Origin of the sequence: Enterococcus sp. DIV1224, from assembly GCF_050555455.1 — a bacterium.
In the GTDB taxonomy this organism is placed as follows: Bacteria; Bacillota; Bacilli; order Lactobacillales; family Enterococcaceae; genus Enterococcus_B; species Enterococcus_B lactis.
This window is the reverse complement of sequence record NZ_CP187859.1, coordinates 1,397,931-1,420,540: the sequence shown is the minus strand read 5'-3', so window position 1 is coordinate 1,420,540 and position 22,610 is coordinate 1,397,931. Positions and strand designations below refer to the sequence as shown.

At 38.4% G+C, this 22,610-nt stretch carries 19 protein-coding genes, 1 other RNA gene and 1 pseudogene; 16 read left to right on the top strand and 5 right to left on the bottom strand.

Annotated features, from left to right (window positions below; translation table 11 throughout):
* Window positions 1–136: 136 nt before the first annotated feature.
* Window positions 137–580: a MarR family winged helix-turn-helix transcriptional regulator gene (locus IGK53_RS06915; RefSeq protein ID WP_002329162.1), complete on the top strand. Its 444-nt coding sequence runs from the start codon at window positions 137–139 to the stop codon at window positions 578–580.
* A 2-nt stretch (window positions 581–582) separates the two neighbouring features.
* Here the strand turns inward: IGK53_RS06915 and IGK53_RS06910 are convergent, their stop codons facing one another.
* Window positions 583–1,770 carry a tetracycline resistance MFS efflux pump gene (locus IGK53_RS06910; RefSeq protein ID WP_002329163.1) on the bottom strand — a complete coding sequence of 396 codons (1,188 nt, stop codon included), beginning with the start codon at window positions 1,768–1,770 and terminating at the stop codon, window positions 583–585.
* Between the two features lie 267 nt (window positions 1,771–2,037).
* Here IGK53_RS06910 and IGK53_RS06905 point away from each other — a divergent pair, with 267 nt between their 5' ends.
* Both IGK53_RS06905 and nth read left to right on the top strand, forming a co-directional pair.
* Entirely contained in the window at window positions 2,038–2,736 is a 699-nt protein-coding gene (locus IGK53_RS06905; RefSeq protein ID WP_002329164.1) for a DnaD domain-containing protein, read from the top strand.
* A 6-nt stretch (window positions 2,737–2,742) separates the two neighbouring features.
* Window positions 2,743–3,420: an endonuclease III gene (gene nth, locus IGK53_RS06900; protein WP_002329165.1), complete on the top strand. Its 678-nt coding sequence runs from the start codon at window positions 2,743–2,745 to the stop codon at window positions 3,418–3,420.
* A 16-nt stretch (window positions 3,421–3,436) separates the two neighbouring features.
* Here nth and IGK53_RS06895 read toward each other — a convergent pair whose 3' ends face one another.
* Both IGK53_RS06895 and recU read right to left on the bottom strand, forming a co-directional pair.
* Complete coding sequence (locus tag IGK53_RS06895) at window positions 3,437–5,815, bottom strand: PBP1A family penicillin-binding protein (protein WP_002329166.1); 2,379 nt, start codon at window positions 5,813–5,815, stop codon at window positions 3,437–3,439.
* Window positions 5,805–6,452 carry a Holliday junction resolvase RecU gene (gene recU / locus IGK53_RS06890; RefSeq protein WP_002329167.1) on the bottom strand — a complete coding sequence of 216 codons (648 nt, stop codon included), beginning with the start codon at window positions 6,450–6,452 and terminating at the stop codon, window positions 5,805–5,807. The genes IGK53_RS06895 and recU overlap by 11 nt, the downstream gene beginning before the upstream one ends.
* Before the next feature lie 63 nt (window positions 6,453–6,515).
* Here recU and IGK53_RS06885 point away from each other — a divergent pair, with 63 nt between their 5' ends.
* The 11 genes and pseudogenes from IGK53_RS06885 (at window position 6,516) to IGK53_RS06835 (ending at window position 18,888) form a co-directional block, all read left to right on the top strand.
* Window positions 6,516–7,055, top strand: coding sequence for a DUF1273 domain-containing protein (locus IGK53_RS06885; RefSeq protein WP_002329168.1), 540 nt, complete (start codon window positions 6,516–6,518; stop codon window positions 7,053–7,055).
* A gap of 89 nt (window positions 7,056–7,144) precedes the next feature.
* On the top strand, window positions 7,145–7,564 hold the full coding sequence (gene gpsB / locus IGK53_RS06880) for a cell division regulator GpsB (RefSeq protein ID WP_002295835.1): 420 nt from the start codon (window positions 7,145–7,147) through the stop codon (window positions 7,562–7,564).
* A gap of 21 nt (window positions 7,565–7,585) precedes the next feature.
* Window positions 7,586–7,953: RNase P RNA component class B (rnpB, locus tag IGK53_RS06875), an RNA gene on the top strand.
* Between the two features lie 157 nt (window positions 7,954–8,110).
* On the top strand, window positions 8,111–9,277 hold the full coding sequence (locus tag IGK53_RS06870; RefSeq protein WP_002329169.1) for a THUMP domain-containing class I SAM-dependent RNA methyltransferase: 1,167 nt from the start codon (window positions 8,111–8,113) through the stop codon (window positions 9,275–9,277).
* A gap of 45 nt (window positions 9,278–9,322) precedes the next feature.
* A complete protein-coding gene (locus tag IGK53_RS06865; protein ID WP_002329170.1) occupies window positions 9,323–10,819 on the top strand; it encodes a carboxypeptidase M32 in 1,497 nt (498 codons plus the stop codon).
* 80 nt (window positions 10,820–10,899) lie between these two features.
* Window positions 10,900–11,583: an HD domain-containing protein gene (locus tag IGK53_RS06860; protein WP_002329171.1), complete on the top strand. Its 684-nt coding sequence runs from the start codon at window positions 10,900–10,902 to the stop codon at window positions 11,581–11,583.
* A 496-nt stretch (window positions 11,584–12,079) separates the two neighbouring features.
* Window positions 12,080–13,270 (top strand): glycine C-acetyltransferase, encoded by a 1,191-nt coding sequence (locus tag IGK53_RS06855; protein WP_002329172.1) that lies wholly within the window; start codon window positions 12,080–12,082, stop codon window positions 13,268–13,270.
* A 101-nt stretch (window positions 13,271–13,371) separates the two neighbouring features.
* Window positions 13,372–14,325 (top strand): L-threonine 3-dehydrogenase, encoded by a 954-nt coding sequence (locus tag IGK53_RS06850; RefSeq protein ID WP_002329173.1) that lies wholly within the window; start codon window positions 13,372–13,374, stop codon window positions 14,323–14,325.
* 63 nt (window positions 14,326–14,388) lie between these two features.
* Window positions 14,389–15,738, top strand: coding sequence for an APC family permease (locus tag IGK53_RS06845; protein ID WP_002329174.1), 1,350 nt, complete (start codon window positions 14,389–14,391; stop codon window positions 15,736–15,738).
* Between the two features lie 123 nt (window positions 15,739–15,861).
* Window positions 15,862–17,238 (top strand): dipeptidase PepV, encoded by a 1,377-nt coding sequence (gene pepV / locus IGK53_RS06840; protein WP_430604672.1) that lies wholly within the window; start codon window positions 15,862–15,864, stop codon window positions 17,236–17,238.
* A gap of 236 nt (window positions 17,239–17,474) precedes the next feature.
* Window positions 17,475–18,888, top strand: a pseudogene (locus IGK53_RS06835) (AbgT family transporter).
* A 39-nt stretch (window positions 18,889–18,927) separates the two neighbouring features.
* On the opposite strand, the gene IGK53_RS06830 reads toward IGK53_RS06835, so the two are convergent.
* Window positions 18,928–19,251 carry a hypothetical protein gene (locus tag IGK53_RS06830; RefSeq protein ID WP_002329178.1) on the bottom strand — a complete coding sequence of 108 codons (324 nt, stop codon included), beginning with the start codon at window positions 19,249–19,251 and terminating at the stop codon, window positions 18,928–18,930.
* Between the two features lie 128 nt (window positions 19,252–19,379).
* Between IGK53_RS06830 and IGK53_RS06825 the strand changes: the two genes are divergently transcribed.
* Together IGK53_RS06825 and IGK53_RS06820 are read left to right on the top strand one after the other, a co-directional pair.
* Entirely contained in the window at window positions 19,380–20,543 is a 1,164-nt protein-coding gene (locus tag IGK53_RS06825) for a VanZ family protein (protein WP_002329179.1), read from the top strand.
* Between the two features lie 69 nt (window positions 20,544–20,612).
* Complete coding sequence (locus tag IGK53_RS06820) at window positions 20,613–21,962, top strand: DEAD/DEAH box helicase (RefSeq protein WP_002309341.1); 1,350 nt, start codon at window positions 20,613–20,615, stop codon at window positions 21,960–21,962.
* Between the two features lie 44 nt (window positions 21,963–22,006).
* Here IGK53_RS06820 and IGK53_RS06815 read toward each other — a convergent pair whose 3' ends face one another.
* Complete coding sequence (locus IGK53_RS06815) at window positions 22,007–22,438, bottom strand: GNAT family N-acetyltransferase (RefSeq protein ID WP_002309339.1); 432 nt, start codon at window positions 22,436–22,438, stop codon at window positions 22,007–22,009.
* Between the last annotated feature and the right edge of the window lie 172 nt (window positions 22,439–22,610).

Below are 22,610 nucleotides of genomic sequence, written 5' to 3'. Positions count from 1 at the left end.
CGGAAAAAAGGGTTATGACATTTTTGTCAAACCCCTTTTTTCTTGATTTCATTCTCTTTTTTACTACAAAATCCTTTTAACTTTGTTGTTTAGGAAACAAAAAAATAATATAATGAAAGAAAAAGAAGGTGTAGAAATGGATAAAAGACAGCTGCTAATAGAAGAATATCTGGATTTAGCTAATGAGATTATTCATCGTAATAAACCAGAAATGGAAAAAGAATTTGCAGGATTTACGCTAAATGAACTAGAAGTGATTGAACATATCGGGAAAATCCCTGATCCTAACGTGACAAAATTAGCGAATGCTAGTTATATGACTAGAGGAGCCATCAGTAAGTTAACAAAAAAGCTGATAGCCAGAGGGATCATAAACACTTATCAAAGCGAAGAGAATAAAAAAGAAATCTATTTTCAATTGACGCCAATCGGACAAAAAATAAGGAATAGACACGAGCAGCTCCATCAAAAATGGGTCCAGCGAGATGCTGCTGTATTTGAAAATATGTCAAAAGAAGAATTTGACACAGTATTTCGTTTTATCGGTCGATACAGAGAATTTATACGAAGTAGCAAATGAAACTAATGTTTTATATTGTAATAATAATAGGCAAAAATCATAAGCAAAAACCCGAATATCGTCGGAAGAAATGGTGCTACGGGATAAAGCTGTCCTGCGATTAGCGGGCCGATGACGCGCGATAAAGATTGTATGCTTTGGGTACCGCCCATTACAAGACCTTGCTGGTTTTCTGAGACAGAATTGGATAGTTGGCCATTGAATACAGGAGTAAAAATAGAATCGCCAAAACCATAACAGATAATCCCAAATAAAAACAAAATCGGCAGTAGAAGAATTCCAGATAATGTGATGAATAAATAGGCGAGGATTTCACTGTACATTCCTATTCTTGTGATCTGCTGTTCTGAAATTTTTTTGAGCAATCGAGGCATAATGAACAATTGCGAGACAATATCCAAGATTCTAATCAAAGAGAAGCTTAAACCAACCAACCCCGCTTTCCACTGAAAGGTGTCAATCGAAAATTGAGAAAAGATAGATTGAAGAGAGCCAGCCGCTAACCAAACAGCAAAACCGGCTGTCAATAAAGGAATAACGGATGAAATCTTGAATAATTGTTTTAATTGGTGAAAAGGTCTTACATGGGAGAAACTTAAATCTACTGAACGTTTTTTCATTGGAAGGCTTTCTTGCATAAATGTGTAGCCATAAACGGCATTTAAGAAAGTAAAGAGTGCTCCAATAAATATAGGAACAGAATTCCCCAACTCAGCTAATAGACCACCTATAATAGGACCAAGCGTTGTTCCTATACCGACTAAAGCACCCATCCATCCAAAAACTTTGGTTCTTTCATTAGGTTCCGTGATGTCGGCAAAGTAAGCGTATAAGGTGGAGATTTCTCCTGCTGTCAATCCTTCAATGATACGACCAAGGAACAACATCCATATCGAATTTCCTAAACCAAAAATCAAATATCCAATACTTGATCCTAATAAACTGATAATAAGGATCGGACGACGCCCAAAATGATCACTTAAGCTACCGAGAATGGGGGCAGATAAGAAGGCAGCTAGAGCATAAACAGACATGAGCAAAGTGATATAGAAAGCTTGCTGATGTGCGGAGTGGGAATAAGGCAGCGCTAAAAAAGGAAGTACAGGACTGACGATAGTAAATCCTAATCCAGTGAATAAGACAGAAATATATCCAAAAACTTTAGAATGTTTATTTGTGAAACTGAACATTTAAAAAACTCCTTTATGAAATAATGTTAACTTGGAAACAAAAATAGTGTATAGCAATTTTGTTTCCTTGTCAACATTATAAGAAATAGCAAAATCTACTTAATTTATTTATTCCGAAAAGTGAAGATGCGCATCAAAAACATAAACAAACAAAAATCAAGTAGACGACACTATAAATCTGACCGATCAGTGAAGCAATAGAAAAGAAACCTGTTCTTGCTTCCCATGTTTTTTTTACGTATACTGTGATTGAGCGGAGGAGAAATCATGTTGAATTTAGAAAATTACTTAAGCGCTGGACAAACAGTCATATCTAATCTTTTACTTAAAAATTATCATAGGATCGGTCTGCAATCTGAAGAATTTTTATTTGTTCTACAGTTGCACATGGCACAGCTTGAAGGAGATACTTTCCCTGATTTGCAGATGATTGCTATGGATATGGGAATCAAACAAGATCAGATTTTTCAAATACTGGATCGTCTCGTAACAAATGGATTTATCAAGATAGAAACGACGATTGTCAACGGTAAAAAAGCAGATCGATATAATCTTTACCCTATTTATAATCAATTAGGTGAGTATTTAAAAACACAAGAAAAAAAATACGAAGAAAAAACACAAGAAAAAGAAATCCAGTCAGTGTATCAATTATTTGAACAAGAATTTGGACGCCCGCTTTCTTCGATCGAGTTCCAGCGGATTGGTCAATGGCTAGAAGAAGACCATTATCAGCCGGAAATTTTGAAGCTAGCACTACGGGAAGCCGTATTGAATCAGGCTTATAGTTTTAATTATGTTGACCGCATTTTGCTATCGTGGGAAAGAAAAAATCTACGTACAAAACAGCAAGTAGAAGAAGACCAAAAACGAAGGAAACAGCAACTTCTTCAAAGAGAAGTAGAGCAGCCGACTCAACAAGAAGAATTGCCAAAAGTTTCGCTGAGAAATTGGTTGGAGGAGTAGCAGGATATGTTAAGCAAACAAAAGACAATGGAAGCTCTAGAAACGATGTATGAAATGTTCCCAGAAGCACACGGAGAACTGAAACACAATAATCCATTTGAGTTATTGATTGCAGTGATCTTAAGTGCCCAAGCGACAGATGTATCAGTAAATAAAGCAACGCCAGATTTGTTTGCCTCCTTCCCAACACCTGATGCATTAGCAGATGCTTCAATCGATGAAATCATCCTCAAAATAAAAACGATTGGTTTGTATCGTAACAAAGCAAAAAATATCAAATCGTGTGCACAGCAGCTGATTGAACGTTTCGACGGACAAGTACCAACGACAAGAGAAGAATTGATGTCTCTTCCTGGCGTTGGCAGAAAAACGGCAAATGTCGTATTAGGAGATGCATTCGGGATACCAGCAATCGCAGTAGATACCCATGTTGAGCGTGTTTCAAAACGACTGAGGATCTGCAAACTAGATGCCTCGGTCATGGAAGTAGAAGAAACACTGATGCGGAAAGTGCCACAAGAATTATGGGTAAAGACACATCATACACTGATTTTTTTCGGTAGATATCATTGTACAGCAAGAAATCCTAAGTGTGAGGTGTGTCCTTTGCTATCAATATGTCAAGATGGGAAAAATCGGATGCGCCTAAAAGAAAAGACGCTAAAAAAGAAACCACGCCTGTAGACGTGGTTTCTTTTTTCTATCTGTTTCCAGAAGCTGAGGTGCTACTGGATGGTGTATGGTCATTTGCAGCATCCGCTTCGCTAGTTGCTGGTTCACTGGAAGAAGCAGGAGGAGCAGATGAAGACGGCGTCGAGCTTTCTTCAGATGAAGAAGTAGGAACCGTCGTTGATGACGCTGGCTCACTTGTCTCTGCTGTCGTGCTTTCTGTTGAGGACTCAGCGGTTGATTCACTTTGACTAGTAGAGCTAGTTTGAGTCGTCGTCTCTGTTGTTGAACTTCCAGGAGTCTGGACATAGCTGGAAGAAGGAATAGTTGTTGATGGCGCAACTGTATTTGATCTCACTGTATATTGATCCTTATAGTACAGTTCACCGCCCACACGAATCAAGCCACTTGGCATCTCCCAGTCTGTATTTGTCACGTTAGCTGAAACATACTGCATAAGCTCGCGATAAACATCAGAGGCCACGTGTGACGATTCTGAAGTGACAGGTGTCATTTTATTGTTGTAACCTGTCCACACGGAAATCGAATAATTTGGTGTATAGCCCGCAAATAGGATATCTGGATATACACCAGAAGAAATACCAAGTTTCGCATACTCGTCATCTGTATAATTTGATGTTCCGGTCTTACCGGCTTGATATAACCCAGCGATTTGCGCATTCGTACCAGTACCTTCAGTGATTGTATCTTTTAAAATGTCTGTGATCATATAAGCTGTTTCTGGAGACATGGCTGTTTTTCCATCAGGTTCATAAGTTTCTTCTGTACCGTCTTGGAAGACGATTTTATTAACATATTGAGGTTTGTAATAGGTTCCTCCATTGGCGAAAGCCGCATAGGCTGCTGCCATTTTTAAGGAAGAAGCTCCGTATTTTGTCCCATCTTGTTCTTCCGTATTACTAGAGATCGCATTCGATTGATGGATCGTACTGTATTCGATCCCAAGATTTTTTAAGAAAGAAGCCACTTTATCTGAACCGACTTCATTGAATAATTTGACTGCTGGAACATTACGGGATAAGTAAAGTGCTTGGCGTAAAGTAATGGTGCCCATATATTGATTATCCCAGTTTCCTACAGGAGTAGAAGTGCCTTCATAGTTATACGGTGCGTCAGTGATAGTTTTTCCAGTAGAATATTTCAAATATTCAAAAGCTGGTCCGTAATCTGTGACAGGTTTCATCGTAGAACCAAAATCACGGGAAGTATTCACTGCTAAGTTGTTGCCTAAAGTCACGTCTTCTGCGATGTGACGCCCGCCAATCTGGGCTTTGACTTTCCCGGTATTTGTGTCGATAAGCGTGGAGGCAACTTGCATCTCGTCGTCTGGATAAGAGACATACTGATCCGTATTGACGATATCATATAGTTTCTTTTGAGCATCCAGATCCAAATTCGTATAGATCTCTAAACCGTCTGTGTAGACATTCTTATCTGTTTTTTCTTGTACTTCATTGATGACTTCTTTGACATAATTATCGACGATCTTAGTGTTGTCATCAGATTGAGTCAGCTCTTGCAAACCATCCGTTACCGGTACATTGACAGCTTGATCATATTCTGTTTGAGAGATTTTTTCGTTTTGAAGCATCGTATACAAAACAGTATCTCGTCTTTTCTTCGCCTGATCTGGATAAACATAAGGATCATAGGCAGAAGGGGCTTGAGGCATTCCAGCAAGCAATGCTGTTTGTGGTAAAGAAAGTTCTGATAGTTTCTTACCAAAGTACATCTCAGAAGCTGTCTCCATCCCGTACAAACCATTTGACATGTACACTTTATTTACGTAGTAGGTCAAAATTTCTTGTTTCGATTTTTTCTGTTCCAATCTTACAGCCATCCACGCTTCTTGAGCCTTCCGTTTCAGAGTCTGATCCTCGGCGCTGGTAGAGAAGAAGGACAGTTTGATCAATTGTTGTGTCAAAGTACTTCCGCCTTGTAGACCGCCAGAGGTGAAATTAGAAAGGGCAGAACCGATGATCCGAATAGGGTCAACCCCGATATGTTTATAAAAACGCCGATCCTCTACTGACACGATCGCATCTTCCAATGTTTTCGGTAATTCATTTGCAGAAATCTTTTCTCGCTTTTCCGCACCTAGATCTTCGAATAATTCGCCATCTTGTGTATATAATTTGGAAGATACGGTAGCGTCCAATTTTTTATCTGTCAATTCGGGCGCATCTTTTGCGTAATACCAGAACAGTCCTACACCTGCTAAAAAGAGGATACAGAAAAACGAGAGGATGCCTAAAAGAATCTTGATAAACAATCCTTTTTTATGTGGTCCAGAAGTCTTCCCAGAACCTTTGCCAGAATTCTTCTTCACACTCTTTTTAGGAGTAGGCTGTTTCTGTCGTCTAGAGCTTCTAGTTTGTTCATTTGCCATTCTTGCTTTCTCCTTCAATAGATAATGTTGATAAATAGAAATCAACCGCGTCCAAATAAGGAATCCGCGGAGAAATACCAGTTTTGATCTCTATTCCTAGTTCTTCGATCAATGATAAAGGCAGTGATTTGCGTCCTTTTTCCTTTTGGGCATCCCAGTAAGCAATCAAATTAACACTATTCAAATAAAAACAGCGTTTCAATGTCGAAAACCATAATAAGACAAAGCAGACTCCTTTTTGTTCGAGGCATGCTTTCATGTGTTCGATTTGATGGGCATGGAAGTTTTTAAAGGGAAACGATGTTTTGTTCTTGGTTTCTTTTGCTTCAAAGTCCAAGTAAAAGCCTCGATAGACGCCATTATAGTCTGTGGTTGAGGCTTGGGTAAAGTAGGCTTCTTTGATTACAGCAGCGCTTCTCTTAGGATAGTCTACTTTCACGATTTGGATAGGGGTAGGCTTTTTATGGATAACTGCCAACCCGCGGGAAAGATAATACTCATTACTTTCATTGATTGCTTCTTCAAAGCGCATCCCCCGATTGCCGAATTCGGTGATTTGTTTTCTTTTTTCTTGAATTTTTTCGACGGGAGAGGCATTCTTATAATAAGGTTGGCCGTTTGGATAGCGCAATACCATCTTTAATCACACTCCTAGGCCACATTATAGCAAAAAAGCAGATAGAAAGAAAAGGAATCTGAGATGGATAAGTCAAAAGTAATCTATGTGTCTGGGTATCGAAGTTTCGAACTCGGTGTTTTTAAAGAAAATGACCCTAAAATACAAGTTGTTAAAAATGTTTTAAAAAGGGAACTCCGTCAATTAGCAGAAGAAGGGGTGGAATGGATACTTGTCAGTGGGAATTTGGGCGTTGAACTATGGACCGTGCAAACAGTAGCGGAATTGAAAGAAGAATATCCGGAACTTTCCCTTGGTATTTTGTATCCTTTTGCTGATTTTGGTAATAACTGGAATGAAGGGAACCAAGAGAAGAAACAATTAGCAGAACAATTAGCAGATTATGTCGAAGCTGTTAGCCATCAACCCTACCAATCACCTAGCCAGCTAAAGAATCATACTCGTTTTATACTTGAACATACAGTAGGCTGTCTGCTGATCTATGATGAAGAATTCTCTGGGAAAACGAAGTATTTTTTTGAAGATGCACAGAATTACCAAGCAGATCATCCCTACGAAATTCGGCTGATCAGTATGGACGATCTTCAAAATTTTAGTGAATAATCGATATTGTGTTTGATTTATCAACTTTTTTCCTATACAATGAAAAAGGTAGAAATGTTATTACGTAAATGAAAACTAGAGGTGTAAATATGGCGAATTTGGTTTATAGTCCTAAAGACATTTTACAACAAGAATTCAAAACAAAAATGCGCGGCTATGATCCCGTTGAAGTTGATGAATTCTTAGACAATATCATCAAAGATTATGAAACTTACAGCAAAGAACTCCTTGCTTTACAAGAAGAAAACGATCGATTGAGTGCAAAAGTAGCTCAATTATCTAAAACTCAAGGAGCAGCTCAAACACGTGTGCAGCAAACAGAAGCACCGAAGAGCGCAGCAGTAACCAATTTCGATATCTTAAAACGCTTGTCAAACCTTGAACGTGAAGTATTCGGTAAAAAGCTTGATCAACAAGCAAGTGCAGTCAAACCAGCACAACCTAATCCAAATAACTACACAAATGCAGATACAAGCTTAGATGATAATGAAAAAACACGTCAATTTTAATTTTTGACTAATGAATTTGCGGTTTTCGGGTAATCGCGGTCTGACTTGATCAGGCTGAGGAAAGTCCATGCTCGCACAGGCTGTGATGCCTGTAGTGTTCGTGCTTAGCGAAACCATAAGCTAAGGTACTCTTTGGAGTAACGGCAGGAAAACAAGCTAAGGCTTCGGCTATGCTTAAGTATCCTTGAAAGTGCCACAGTGACGAAGCGGCTGGGGAAACCCATCCGGTGGAACGCGGTAAACCCCTCGAGCGAGCAACCCAAACAATGGTAGGGGCGCTTTTTGTCTGGAAGAAGAACAAGACAAAAAGGCAGTACAACTGCAGATAGATGGTTACCGCTTTGCTTTTTCTCCCTGGAAAAGCAAAGTACAGAACATGGCTTATAGAAAACCGCAAACATCAGGGAATAAGGTCGTGACAAAAGTATGTTGTTCTTATTGCAAAACAGGCTTTTGTGTCACCGGTTATTCGGAGTTTGAGTAAAAGCGTGGGGTAGGACTGACTGATGTCCCACCCCCCTTTTTTTATAAATAAGGAGATTATGTATGGAAAAAAACAGGAAGTTCAACCTCGTCGCAACTGCGGCAAGCGGTCTCGAAGCGCTGGTTGGTAAAGAATTAAGAGATCTTGGAATCGAATGCCAAGTTGAGAACGGACGTGCACGATTTGAAGGAACAATGGAAACGATCGCTACAGCTAATTTATGGTTACGTACAGCAGATCGAGTGAAAATCGTGGTTGGGGAATTCGATGCGTATACGTTTGATGAATTGTTTGAAAACGTAAAAGCATTGCCTTGGGAAGATTTTCTTCCACTAGATGCAGCTTTCCCTGTAGCTGGAAAATCGATCAAGTCGAAACTGTATAGTACACCTGATTGTCAGGCGATCACAAAAAAAGCAATCGTTGAACGTCTTCGTACGTATTACCATCGTCCAGCTTCTGTTCCATTGACGGAAACAGGCGCACATTTCCAATTGGAAGTAGCTTTGCTGAAAGACCATGTGATGGTAACTTTGGATACGACAGGACCAAGTTTATTCAAACGCGGTTATCGCTTAGAAAAAGGTGGTGCACCATTGAAAGAAAACATGGCGGCCGCGCTTGTGATGCTGACAAATTGGCGGAAAGATCGTCCATTTTATGATCCTGTATGTGGTTCAGGTACGCTTTGTATTGAAGCAGCCTTAATAGGCCATAATATCGCACCAGGATTCAATCGCGAGTTTGCTTGCGAATCTTGGGACTGGTTCAGTCAGGAAATCATGGAAGAGGTTCGATCAGCAGCAGAAGAAAAAGCAGATTATGATATTGAATTAGATATTACTGGTTCAGATATCAATGGACGAATGATTGAAATTGCCAAAGCCAATGCAGAAGAAATCGGACTAGGCTCTTCGATTGTCTTTAAACAACAAGCAGTTAAAGACTTCAAGACAGATAAAGAATATGGGGTCATCGTTGCTAATCCGCCATACGGAGAACGACTAGGAGAAGAAGAAACCGTTCGAAAATTATATAAAGAAATGGGCGATGTATTCCGTCCATTAAAAACATGGAGTAAATATATCTTGACTAGCGACTTAGCGTTTGAGGAATTTTACGGACAAAAAGCAACCAAAAAAAGAAAATTGTATAATGGCGCTTTGCGTACGGATCTGTTCCAGTATTGGGGAACTCGTCCGCCCAGAAAAAAAGAGAAAGACGAATAATATGACTAATTGATTCATTCAATTGGATGTTTGGAGGAATAGGGAATGAAAGAAAAAGAGTTTTTACAAGAAGTAAAAGAAATCAATCTTCTACAACAAGCTTTAGGAATCCTCGATTGGGATACACAAACAGGTATGCCAGAAAAAGCTAGTGCATACCGGAGTGAAGTAGATAGCTATCTTTACAGTATTTATTTTTCAAAAAAGATCGGTCCAAAAATTAAAGAAGCCATTCGCTATTTTTCTGAACATCCGGAAGAATTATCGGAAGTCGGAACGTCCGTTTTTGACAAAGTAAAAGAAGAGTATGATTTAGAACATCGCGTACCGGAAGATCTCATGAGAAAATATACAGCTGCTGTTTCTTCCGCTCATGGTCAATGGCAAAAAGCTAGAGAAACACAACAGTTTTCTGATTTTCAAGAAGCATTGAACCAAAATATCGAATTGACAAAACAATTGATACCTTATTGGAAAAAAGAAGAAAAGACAGATTATGATGTTTTGCTGAACCAATATGAACCTGGGATGACTGTTGAAATCCTCGATAAGGTATTTGATCAACTCAAAGAAGGAATTCTTACGATCCGCCGTACGCTCCAAGAAAAAGGGACGGAACCTGAAACAGACTTCTTAAATCGGAGAATGACAAAGGAACAACAGAAGAGATTTGTAGTAAAAGTGATCGAACAACTTGGTTATGATTTTAGTCGTGGTCGTCTAGATGATACTGTCCACCCATTTATGACTGGAATCAATCCAAATGATGCACGGATCACGACACGCTGGAACGAAACAGATTTCAAAATGGCTGTTTTTGGAGTGATCCACGAGGCTGGTCATGGAATGTATGAACAAGACATCGATGATAAATATGCTTATACACCAATTTATCAAGGTACATCAATGGGTATTCATGAATCACAATCGTTGTTTAATGAGATCATTGTGGGAAGTAGTCGCAGCTTCTGGAAAAAGCAATATCCTTTCTTCCAGGAATGTGCAGAAGGAACATTCGATGATATTCCTTTTGACAAGTTTTATCGTTCATTGAAACATACACAATCAAGTTTGGTTCGTATCGAGGCAGACAGTTTGACTTACCCTCTCCATATCATCATTCGTTATGAAATCGAAAAAATGATTTTCAATGAAGGGGTAGATGTTGCTGAATTACCTGAGATATGGAATCAAAAATATGAAGAGTATCTGGGAATACGACCAACAAATGATGTGGAAGGGATCTTACAAGACGTTCATTGGTCAGGTGCAAGCTTTGGTTATTTTCCATCTTATGCATTAGGGTACATGTATGCGGCACAATTACTTCATTCTTTGCAGCAAGAAATAGATGTGGAAAATGTTTTAGCGTCAGATGATTACTCTCCAATCAAAAATTGGATGTCAGAGCATATCCATCAATTTGGTGCATCTAGAAAGCCAAATCAATTGATTATGGATGCAACGCATGAACCACTTAATCCACAATATCTGATCGATTACATGAGAGAACTATATTTCAATGTATATCAGGTAAAATAAAACCTATTTATAAAGATAGCTGGAATTCATCTAATCGATTAGATGTTTTCAGCTATTTACTTAAGAAAGAAGTGGACTGGATGGATAAATTACAAGTAATCGCTGATTATAGCATGGAACAATTAGCACATGATCAAACGGGACATGGAAGCGACCATACCAAAAGAGTCGTCAAGCTAGCAGAGAGAATTTTGGATACGGAACCGCAGGCAGACCGTTTTGTGACGCTTGCAGCAGCTTACCTACATGATACGATTGATGATAAAGTCGTTAAAGATGAGAACGAAGCAAAGCAACAGCTTCGTGTATTTCTTCGCTCTTTGCCAATCACAGAGGAACAGATTTCAATGATTTTTGCTATTATCGAAAATATGTCCTTTTCTAAAAATCTCTCTGAAGCAGTCGAACTATCTTTGGAAGGGAAGATCGTTCAAGATGCTGATCGTATCGAAGCGTTAGGAGCAATCGGCATTTTGCGAACTGCTTATTTCGGTGGAGGACATGGACACCCGATTTTTGATTCTGAACTGTATCCACAAACATTCAAGGACAAAAAAAATTACCGAAAAGGCACGACAGTGATCAATCATTTTTATGAAAAACTGTTCTTGCTGCCTGATAAAATGAACACTGATTACGGATACAAAGAAGCCAAACGTAGAGAAGGCTTTATGCGTGAATTTTTAGAAGAATTTTTTCTAGAGTGGTCTATTGACGATCCATCTTTCACACCAGATAATTGGATTAAAAATAACAAAAAATGATGGAGATTGTGTCCGAGGAGTTGGCAGGAGAACACCGTTTATTCGGAAGAAGGGATTGTGATAAGACATTTATCACAGTCTTTTTTTCAAATTCAATATAAATATTTTGTGAAAAAATGATCAGATAATAAGATTAAAAATTGCTGATAAATAAAGATGAAAGCTTTTTGCTTATTTTTTTATTTTTTATTGGTCTATGCGAGAAATAGTTTAAAAATTCAGAATATACTAGACTTTATCTAGCTAGCTTCTATCAATGGTTTTGTTGTGTTTTCTTTCTAGGTAAATCAAAATACCACTATTATATAAAAGTTAACTTTTCATACTATACAAGTTCTTGGAAAGTAAAAAGATGCAGTAAATAAAAAATATGGTTAAATAACTCTCATAATTAATGTAAGCGTTACCAATCGTGTGGCATACTTGCTTCGTAGATGAATGACACGATATATGTTTGGTATGTTCTGCAAGACAGATGAATATGGAGGTGGAGGCCATGTCTTCCAAAGAGTTAACGATGTATTTGGAGAAAGAATTGGAGCAACTGAAAGAAAAGGGATTGTACAACACGATCGATATACTAGAAAGTGAAAATGGTGCTTGTATCATCGTAGACGGAAAAAAGATGATCAATCTGGCATCCAACAATTACCTCGGGTTTGCCAATCGCAAAGAATTGAAAAAAGCATGTATTGAAGCAACTGAAACTTATGGCGTAGGAGCAGGTGCAGTCCGAACAATCAATGGCTCGCTGAAGATCCATCAACAATTAGAAGAAAAAATCGCAGAATTCAAAGGGACAGAAGCTGCAATCGCCTTTCAATCTGGATTCAACTGTAATATGGGCGCTATCTCTGCAGTAATGACCAAAGAAGATGCTATCTTATCGGATGAATTAAACCATGCATCTATCATTGATGGCTACCGTTTATCCGGAGCAACAATCATCCGAGTCAAACATCAAGATATGGAATACCTTGAGAATAAAGCGAAGGAAGCCGTAGAAAGTAAGAAATATAAAAAAATCATGTATATCACAGATGGGGTTTTCTCCATGGATGGAGACATTGCGCGATTGCCGGAAATCATCCCGATCGCCGAAAAATATGGACTCATCACCTATGTAGATGATGCGCACGGCTCAGGTGTAACTGGAAAAGGTGCAGGAACCGTCAAACATTTTGGATTAAGCGACAAAATTGATATGCAAATGGGTACGTTATCGAAAGCTGTAGGTGTTGTTGGGGGTTATGTAGCTGGTTCAAAAACACTGATTGACTGGTTGAAAGCCAGAAGCCGGCCATTTCTATTTTCTACCTCGCTAACTCCTGGAGCAGCTGCATCTGCGTTGGCTTCGATCTCTTTGATGCAGGAACATCCGGAACTTGTCGAAAAAGTTTGGGAAAATGCTAATTATTTTAAAGAAGAATTGAAAAAAGTCGGCTATAACATCGGTGTGTCTGAAACACCTATCACTCCAGTTATTTTAGGAGATGAAAAAGTGACTCAGACTTTCTCTAAGAAACTGATCGAACATGGGATTTATGCTAAACCAATCGTTTATCCAACTGTTCCTCTGGGGACAGGCAGAATCAGAAATATGCCGACTGCGGAACATACAAAGGAAATGCTTGATGAAGCAGTAGCGGTTTATCAAAAAATAGGAAAAGAAATGGAAATTATTTAACTAATTTAGTTTTTTCGCATATTTAAAATTAGAGAACATGTTCACGCATATATTGTTAATCATCTGAAGATAGTAGTAAAAAAAGATCAGGGAGGATCATCATGAAAAAAGTATTGGTGACAGGATGTTTAGGACAAATTGGTTCAGAGTTGATCACACGGCTACGTCAAGAACTAGGCAGTGAAAATGTCATTGCGACAGATATACGCATGCCTGAAGTCATTGGGAAAAACGATATCTTTGAGATCCTAGATGTAATGGATTACGAAAAAATGCGCAGCATAGCAGAACAATATCAAGTGGACACATTGATCCATTTGGCTGCTCTTTTGTCAGCTGTTGCGGAAGCAAAACCACAGTTAGCATGGGATTTGAACATGACTGGGCTGGTCAATGCATTGGAAGTCGCTAAAGAATTCCAGCTGAAATTTTTTACGCCAAGTTCAATCGGCGCGTTTGGTCCAAATACTCCAAAAGATCATACCCCACAAGATACCCTTCAGCGCCCTACAACCATGTATGGGGTAACGAAGGTAGCTGGAGAACTACTATGTGATTATTATTATGTGAAATATGGCGTAGATACTCGTGGTGTCCGTTTCCCTGGATTGATTTCTTATGCGACCTTGCCGGGAGGCGGTACGACAGACTACGCAGTCGATATTTATTATTCAGCAATCAAAGAAGGAAAGTACACTAGTTTCATTGATCAAGGTACATCAATGGATATGATGTATATGCCAGATGCGATCGATGCCATTATAAAGCTCAGGAACGCAGACCCTAATCGACTAGTTCATCGAAATGCCTTTAATATATCGGCAATGTCTTTTGAGCCTGAAGAAATCAAAGCATCTATTCAAAAAATCATACCAGATTTTAAAATGGATTACGATGTCGATCCTGTGCGTCAATCGATAGCAGAATCTTGGCCAAACTCACTAGATGTTTCTTGTGCGCAAGAGGAATGGGACTTTTTACCAAAATACGATTTAGATGCAATGACAAAGGATATGTTGGAAAAACTGAGAGAAAAATTAGCAGAGACGGTATAAAACAAGAACTATAGCCAAAAAGGTTTCTATACTTTTTGGCTATGGTATGGAAGGAGGTAAGTAATGGAAGAATATCAAGCCACGCCAGTAAAGGAAGTAAAAACGGAAAATGAATTGAAGCGTACGATGGGTTTTTTCACTGCTTTATCGACTGTTATGGGCACAGTGATCGGTGCAGGGGTGTTTTTCAAAGCCGCAAGCGTAGCAGAAGTAACAGGTACCGTCAGTTTGCATATGTTTTCCTGGTTTCTAGGTGGTGTGATTTCTGTTTGTGCAGGACTGACAGGAGCTGAATTGGCAGCGGCTATTCCTGAAACAGGCGGGATGATCAAATATATCGAACGGATTTATGGAAATACAGCAGCATTTTTACTTGGCTGGGCTCAAGTCGTGATTTATTTTCCAGCAAATGTAGCAGCCTTGTCGATCATTTTCGGTACACAGTTCGTCAATTTATTTGATCTTTCCCAGTCGATGATTGTTCCTGTAGCTGTTACAGCTGCTGTATCGATCATGCTGATCAATTTTTTAGGTTCTAAAGCTGGAGGAGCTTTTCAGTCGATTACGCTTATCTGCAAACTCATTCCTTTGTTTGTGATCGTTATTTTCGGTTTATTCCGACAAGAAGGAGTAGACTTCCAACTGTTTCCGATCCAAGCAGGAGAAAACCTTTCATTTTTCTCTGCTTTGGGAGCTGGCTTACTAGCAACGATGTTCGCATACGACGGTTGGATACACGTAGGAAATATTTCGGGAGAATTGAAAAAGCCGGCGAAAGATTTGCCAAAAGCCATTTCTTTAGGAATCATCGGAATCATGATCGTTTATTTATTAGTAAATGCGGTGTTCTTAAGAACCGCATCTATCGACGGAGTCGTAGGAAACAGCAATGCGGCAAGTGATGTTGCAAAAATGATTTTTGGCGGCTTTGGTGGAAAACTGGTCACAGTTGGTATCTTGATTTCTGTTTATGGAACTATCAATGGCTATACCCTTACTGGAATGCGTCTTCCTTATGTTATGGCAAAAGAAAACAATCTGCCTTTTAGCAAGCTTTTTGCTAAACTTCATGATAAAACTAAAGTTCCTGTAGCCGCAGGTATCTTAGAGCTAGTCATCGCTATTGGCATGATGATGGTCGGTGGTTTTGATACACTAACGGATATGCTGATCTTTGTCATTTGGATTTTTTATACGATGGTCTTTGTTGGTGTCATTCTTCTTCGTAAAAAAGAACCTGATCTGATTCGACCATATAAAGTTCCGATGTATCCGTTTATCCCATTAGTAGCAATCATTGGAGGAACCTTTATTGTATCAAGCACACTTATCACTCAAACTTTTTTAGCTTCGATGGGGATTGCATTGACACTTGCTGGTATCCCGTTTTACCTTTATTTGAAACGTAGATAGCAAAAAATGATTTGAAATTCATTGGAAACAAACTTTTGACCATAAATACCCGTTAAGAAATTAAGTCATTTCTACCAAGGAGGATCTTATGGAAATAAACTGGTTGCAAGAAGCACAAAAGAGATGTTGCTAGAGGATTTAAGTGAATTGCTACGCATCAATAGTGTAAGGGATATCGAACATCAGACAGATGAATATCCACTAGGCGCTGGTCCTGCTTTAGCATTGAAAAAAGTACTGTCATTTGGGGAAAGAGATGGCTTCAGAGTTAAAAACATTGATAATCTAGCCGGACATATAGAATATGGGGAAGAAACAGCAGAAGCACTTGGTATCTTAGGACATGTAGATGTCGTACCGCCAGGAGAAGGGTGGGCAACTGATCCGTTCGAACCAATCATCAAAGAAGGGAAATTGTTCGCAAGAGGTTCAAGTGATGACAAAGGTCCTTGTATTGCTGCCTATTATGGGATGAAAATTATCAAAGAACTGCAATTATCAACATCGAAAAAAATTCGATTCATTTTCGGAACAGATGAAGAGAGTGAGTGGATAGGTATCCATCGTTATATGGAAAAAGAAGAAATGCCAGCATTTGGATTTTCGCCAGATGCCAATTTCCCAATCATTAATGGTGAAAAAGGGATCTTATCTTTCGAGTTGAGTTTTACTTTGAAGGAAGAAAAGGCAGACAAAATGCAACTGAAAAGATTCTCTTCTGGTTTGCGTGCAAATATGGTACCAAGCGAGGCAATAGCCGTCTTGGAAATTCCTGATTTGGAAAAGTTATCTTCTTTAGAAACTGGATATACAAAATATCTAGATGACAAAAAATTGAAAGGGACTTTTGAATATAAGGAAGGAGAAGCATCCTTCGTTCTGTATGGAAAAGCTGCACATGCCCAAGAACCAAAATTTGGTATCAATGCGGGAACTTATCTCGCCGACTTTTTGCATCAATATCCATTAGACAGCTCAGGATCTGCTTATCTTTCTGTCATTGCCAGTTATCTGCATGAAGACTTTAATGGGCATCGGTTAATGGTCGATTATGAAGATGACGTGATGGGAAAAGTGACTTCAAGTGCTAATGTATTCATTTATCAACAAGAAGGAGAGAAAAAGATCATTCTTAATATTCGTCATCCAAAAGGGATCACAAAAGAAAAAATTCAAGAATCCTTGCTAACTGTCCTTCAAAATGAATCAGTATCAATTTCGATAGTTGGAGACATCAAGACTCCGCATTATGTTTCAGGAGATGATCCATTCATCCAAACATTATTGTCTGTTTACGAAAAACATACTGGGGAAAAAGGTTACGAACAAACAATTGGTGGAGGTACGTATGGACGAATCTTGGAAAAAGGATGTGCGTACGGTAGTTTATTTCCTGGTAGAGAAAATGTAATGCATCAGCCAAATGAATATATGTACGTAGAAGATATTTTGAAAGCAACAGCTATTTACGCTGAAGCAATCTATCGTTTGGTTAAATAAACGTATTCATAGAAAAAACGTTCCCAATCAGTCGTAACTATTTTCACACTCGTAACGCTTGTATCCTTCAGTAAAAAAGAATATTCATGAAAGTTTGAAAGATTGCAGAGAATAAGACGGCAATTTCTTTGAAGTAAAGAAGATTCTAAAAATAAAAATGAACCAGATGAATGAAAAAAGATTCCATAGAAAAAGCTTGTTTTTCTTTCATCTGGTTTGAAAAAGGAGGAGAATAGATGCCAAAAGAAAAACATTCTAGATTAGATAAAGTGTTAGATACAGTAGAAAAACTAGGGAACAAGGTGCCCCATCCAGCTATTATATTCTTAATTTTGATCGTTATTGTAGGAGTACTGTCTCATATTTTTTATCTAATGGGTCAACACGTTACGTTTGATGCTATTAATGCTGAAACAGGAGCACTAGAGCTTACTACTACACATGTAAAAAGTTTGTTGAGTGGTGAAGGGATCCGTTTTATGTTGACTTCGATCGTCTCAAATCTGATGAGCTTTCAGGCTCTTGGAGTCACTTTAGTGGCGATGGCAGGCGTAGGATTTGCAGAAGAGGTTGGCTTAATCGGTGCGATGATTCGAAAGCTGGTAAAGGTAGTACCAAAATCTAGTCTGACAGCGGTACTAGTACTTCTTGGCGTAATGTCGAGTATTGCCTCTGATGCTGGGTATCTAGTATTGATTCCATTAGGTGCAGCAGTATTTTATAAAGTCGGGCGACATCCTTTAGCAGGTTTATCTGCTGCCTTTGCAGGTGTTTCAGGAGGATTTGGAGTCAACTTAGTTATTACGCCAGTGGATGGTATGCTTACCGAAATATTAAATGATGCAGTACATATCATTAATCCATCCTACTCTGTTGATTTAATGGCAAATTTTTATTTTTCGATTGCATCAACCATCTTAGTAGTGATTAGTGGTACTGGCATTTATCCTGTTGATTACGATACCAAGTGGTGCCCCACTTCGCCATCCTGAAACTGATGAATTGATTGGTTCTACACCTTTTATGGATAGTTTAATCGCTTTGATCTTGATTTCATTTTTGATTCCAGGGATATGTTTTGGAAAGGCAGTTGGAAAAGTCAAAACGAGTTTGGATGTAGTAAATCCGATTATTAAAGTATTCAGCAACTTAGGTGGGATGATTTTCTTATTGTTAATCATTAGCCAATTCATTTCATATTTCAATTTTACTAATTTAGGTACTGTTTGGGCAGTCAATTCAGCCACGATTATTGAAGATATGAATTTGAGCAGCTTAGCCTTGTTACTTAGTTTCTTAGCACTAGCACTTATTCTTGATTTTATTTTAGTGGGAGCGATACCAAAATTTGCTATTTTAACCCCAATATTTGTTCCATTACTCTATCAGTTGGGAGTAGCTCCAGAAGCTGTTTTGGCTGCTTATCGAGTAGCTGATTCTCCTGTCAATATTATTACGCCACTGATGCCGTATTTTGCTTTGATCGTCACATTTGCCACGAAATATCAAAAGAAAACCGGTGTCGGAACGATTATTTCCATAATGCTGCCACATGCTGTAAGTCTAACTATCACATGGATCATTTTATTTATTCTCTATTATGTATTCCAACTACCGTTAGGACCAGGGATCGGTATGCATTTGAATTGAGAAAACAGGCAGAAATCGGGTTCAACCGATTTCTGCCTGTTATTTTGTTTTGCGTAAGAGAAATATTCGGCGTACACCGCGATAAATATTTAATAAAACTAAGCAACCAGAAATGAAAATGGGAAGCCAAATCAGATAGACAGGGTAGCCAATCATTTTAGACAAAGCATGTGGAGTCATTTTATCCATTTCAAGAAGCGCTTGCTGCCAAGTCTGAAGGTTGAAGACAAGCATGAAACCTGAAATAATCAGGAGAATAAATCCTAAATAATGAATCGTAGTTCTTTTTCTTACATAAGCAATTGTTGCATAAAGGAACAGTAAAAAAATAGGTACGCCAAAAACAAAGTACATATTCAGCATCTCGACACCCCCTTTGAGTTTATCTTACTTTACTTTGAAAGAAATGAGAAATAATAGCCTCGTTACTTGCTTGAAACAGCAAAGGACTGCTAAGATAAGGGAGATACAAAGAATCAAGGAGGAGTCACATGGCAAGTTATATCGAACCGATTCGTTTTGCGCTTATTGTTTTTCCATTTTTAGCCTTAGCGATTTCATCTGTTTTTTTTATTTATGAATATCGAAAGTATGGAACATTTCTAGTAACAAGGGCAGTTATTTTGTATTCCTTTGTTTTCTATTTATTGTGTGCATACTTTCTGGTGATCTTACCACTTCCGGCAAAGGAGACGGTTGCCCAAATGACAGGGCCAAAGATGGAGCTGCATTTATTTGCTTCATGGCAACATTTCAGAGACAACACGGTATTGGTATTATCTGAACCTAGTACCTATCTGCCGGCGATGAAGCAGAGTGTGTTTTTGGAACCAGCTTTTAATGTTTTATTACTCATACCATTTGGCATTTATTTAAGATATTATTTCCGGCTTTCTTTTATGAAAACGATGATTGCTAGTTTCTGTCTATCGCTATTTTTTGAGCTGACGCAGCTAAGTGGCCTTTATTTTATCTACCCAAGACCATACCGCTTATTTGATGTGAATGATTTAGTGACAAATACATTGGGTGGAATCATTGGTTTTGTCGTTACGCCGTTATTTACATTTATGCTTCCTACGAGAAGACGGATGGATGAACTTTCTTATGAAAAAGGAAAAACTGTCTCGTTGACACGACGTTTGGTCGCTTATTTGATCGACTGGACATTTTTATCTATTGTCAATTTTATCGCAGCGATTTTCTTTAAACTTGCGTTCGATTCAGGGACAGTTACTTCTCATATCTGGTGGCTTTTATTGGAAGTAGGGCTATACTTTATGATTGTACCGTTTATAACCAATGGATGGACACTTGGGAAAAAAATTGTACGCATCCGCTTGGTGGAGCAAGACCGCGAGCGAATTTCTTTGAAAGCATTGATTATCCGCTACGGGTATCTATATTTTCTTTTTTATGGTTTAAGCTGGTTGGGACAGTTGCTTCAGCAAATCATGAATTCGACAACGAATACGGTGTTGCAGATGAGTGCAGTATTCATTTCTCTCGGTGTCTTGTTACTGCAAGGTATTTTTATTTTAAATATCTTGCTATCATTTTTGAGAAAAAAACGGATTCTGTTTTATGAAAAAGCTAGTCACACATATACCGTTAGCACGATTGCTCAAACAAAGGATGATGATTCTCGAAATTAGCTGAGCAAAAATACTTTGTCTATGTTATAATGCCAAAGTCGTGATAATTTAAAGAGAAGAGGTGCACGAATGAATAATTTTGATATATTCCGCTTCAAGCCATTTATCAATGAAGCGTTAGCCGCAAAGGGCTTCAAACAGCCCACAGAGGTCCAGGAACGTTTGATTCCTTTAATTGCAAAAGGAAAAAATATCATTGGGCAATCTCAAACTGGTACAGGAAAAACACATACGTTTTTGTTGCCGTTGTTTGAAAAAATCAATGCAGATAAAGAGGAAGTACAAGTTGTTATTACAGCTCCAAGTAGAGAACTGGCTGCACAAATTTATGAAGCAGCTACACAAATCGCTAAATTTTCTACACCGGAGATCCGTGTTTCGAATTTTGTCGGGGGGACAGACAAACAGCGTCAGTTAAACCGTCTGCACCATCAGCAGCCACAGGTCGTAGTAGGCACGCCAGGTAGAATATTAGACATGATGAATGAACAAGCGTTGAAGATTCACACAGCATTTGCATTTGTTGTTGATGAAGCGGATATGACATTGGATATGGGCTTTTTAAATGAAGTAGATCAAATTGCAAGTCGGTTACCAGAAAAATTGCAGTTCTTAGTCTTTTCTGCCACTATTCCAGAAAAACTGCGTCCATTCTTGCGAAAATATATGGAGAATCCAATCATTGAAGAAATCAAGCCGAAAGCAGTTATTTCTGAAGATATCGAAAATTGGCTGATTTCAACAAAAGGTAAAGATGAGAATCAAATGATTTATCAACTGCTGACGATTGGTCATCCTTATTTAGCAATCGTATTTGCCAATACAAAACAGCATGTGGATGAAATTGCTGATTATTTGAAAAACCAAGGATTGAAAGTAGCAAAGATTCACGGGGACATCACACCAAGAGAGAGAAAACGAGTGATGCGACAAGTACAGAATCTGGAGTATCAATATGTTGTAGCGACTGATTTAGCTGCTAGAGGAATCGATATCGAAGGTGTTTCTCATGTTATCAATGCAGAAATCCCGGAAGATCTGGACTTCTTTATCCATCGTGTCGGACGTACTGGACGTAATGGTTTAAAAGGAACGGCCATTACGTTGTATTCACCAAACGATGAACAAGCCATTGATGCGATCGAGAAATTAGGCGTCTCATTTGAACCGAAAGAAATCAAAAATGGTGAAATCGTTAAAACATATGATCGTAATAGACGTACCAAACGAGAAAAATCAAAGGATGTATTAGACCCAACTCTGATTGGACTTGTGAAGAAGAAAAAGAAAAAGATCAAGCCTGGTTATAAGAAAAAAATCGATTGGGCAATTGCAGAAAAAAATAAAAAAGAACGCAAAATCGAACGCAGACAGCAAAGTCGTATTGCTCGTAAAAATAAGAAAAATTCGCATAAATAAAAAACAAGAGATTGTGACACGCCTTTTGTCACAATCTCTTGTTTTTAAGCGAGACTTTTTTCCATTCCGATACAAAGTACTTCATCTTCAATAAAAGGTTTCGTGCAAGTATGATACCCTTGTTTTTCATAAAAATCTACAGCCGTCATTTCAGCTACTACATAACTAGTCTGACAACCTTCTGACATCGCCCGTTTTTCTGCAGCTTCAAGCAACTGACCGCCTAACCCTTTTCCTCGGTATTCTTTTGCTACGCAAAAGCGTTCTGGCTTGAAGCAAGTAGGTGTTTTCTTTTCATAACGCAATGTGGCTACTGGTCTTTTTTTATCAAGAAATAGATAATAGTTTTGTTGCGGGATATCTTTTCCGTCGAATTCTAGTTCTGCAGGAATTCCTTGTTCTAATACAAAAACTTGATATCTCAAAAAGCAGCTAGCTGCGCGGATCCATTCATCTGCGCCAACTATTTTTTTCATCATATTCCTCCTTATCATGAATAACAGAGATGTATTGATTTCTTTATCCTTATCGTACCAAAAAATATGGAATATGACCAAAAGGAAATAAAAATAGGTAATTGAGATATTGACAGTGATTGACAGAATGCGTATACTTATTAAAGTACGAAAAGGACATGATTTGTTTTTT

Bases quoted from the DNA above. Each gene is read 5' to 3' on its own strand.
- IGK53_RS06845 (WP_002329174.1), top strand. From the start codon at position 14,389: ATGGAAGAATATCAAGCCACGCCAGTAAAGGAAGTAAAAACGGAAAAT.
- nth (WP_002329165.1), top strand. From the start codon at position 2,743: ATGTTAAGCAAACAAAAGACAATGGAAGCTCTAGAAACGATGTATGAA.
- IGK53_RS06865 (WP_002329170.1), top strand. From the start codon at position 9,323: ATGAAAGAAAAAGAGTTTTTACAAGAAGTAAAAGAAATCAATCTTCTA.
- IGK53_RS06830 (WP_002329178.1), bottom strand. From the start codon at position 19,251: ATGCTGAATATGTACTTTGTTTTTGGCGTACCTATTTTTTTACTGTTC.
- gpsB (WP_002295835.1), top strand. From the start codon at position 7,145: ATGGCGAATTTGGTTTATAGTCCTAAAGACATTTTACAACAAGAATTC.
- IGK53_RS06885 (WP_002329168.1), top strand. From the start codon at position 6,516: ATGGATAAGTCAAAAGTAATCTATGTGTCTGGGTATCGAAGTTTCGAA.
- IGK53_RS06825 (WP_002329179.1), top strand. From the start codon at position 19,380: ATGGCAAGTTATATCGAACCGATTCGTTTTGCGCTTATTGTTTTTCCA.
- IGK53_RS06860 (WP_002329171.1), top strand. From the start codon at position 10,900: ATGGATAAATTACAAGTAATCGCTGATTATAGCATGGAACAATTAGCA.
- IGK53_RS06915 (WP_002329162.1), top strand. From the start codon at position 137: ATGGATAAAAGACAGCTGCTAATAGAAGAATATCTGGATTTAGCTAAT.
- IGK53_RS06855 (WP_002329172.1), top strand. From the start codon at position 12,080: ATGTCTTCCAAAGAGTTAACGATGTATTTGGAGAAAGAATTGGAGCAA.
- IGK53_RS06905 (WP_002329164.1), top strand. From the start codon at position 2,038: ATGTTGAATTTAGAAAATTACTTAAGCGCTGGACAAACAGTCATATCT.
- IGK53_RS06910 (WP_002329163.1), bottom strand. From the start codon at position 1,770: ATGTTCAGTTTCACAAATAAACATTCTAAAGTTTTTGGATATATTTCT.
- recU (WP_002329167.1), bottom strand. From the start codon at position 6,452: ATGGTATTGCGCTATCCAAACGGCCAACCTTATTATAAGAATGCCTCT.
- IGK53_RS06850 (WP_002329173.1), top strand. From the start codon at position 13,372: ATGAAAAAAGTATTGGTGACAGGATGTTTAGGACAAATTGGTTCAGAG.
- IGK53_RS06820 (WP_002309341.1), top strand. From the start codon at position 20,613: ATGAATAATTTTGATATATTCCGCTTCAAGCCATTTATCAATGAAGCG.
- IGK53_RS06815 (WP_002309339.1), bottom strand. From the start codon at position 22,438: ATGAAAAAAATAGTTGGCGCAGATGAATGGATCCGCGCAGCTAGCTGC.
- pepV (WP_430604672.1), top strand. From the start codon at position 15,862: ATGTTGCTAGAGGATTTAAGTGAATTGCTACGCATCAATAGTGTAAGG.
- IGK53_RS06870 (WP_002329169.1), top strand. From the start codon at position 8,111: ATGGAAAAAAACAGGAAGTTCAACCTCGTCGCAACTGCGGCAAGCGGT.
- IGK53_RS06895 (WP_002329166.1), bottom strand. From the start codon at position 5,815: ATGGCAAATGAACAAACTAGAAGCTCTAGACGACAGAAACAGCCTACT.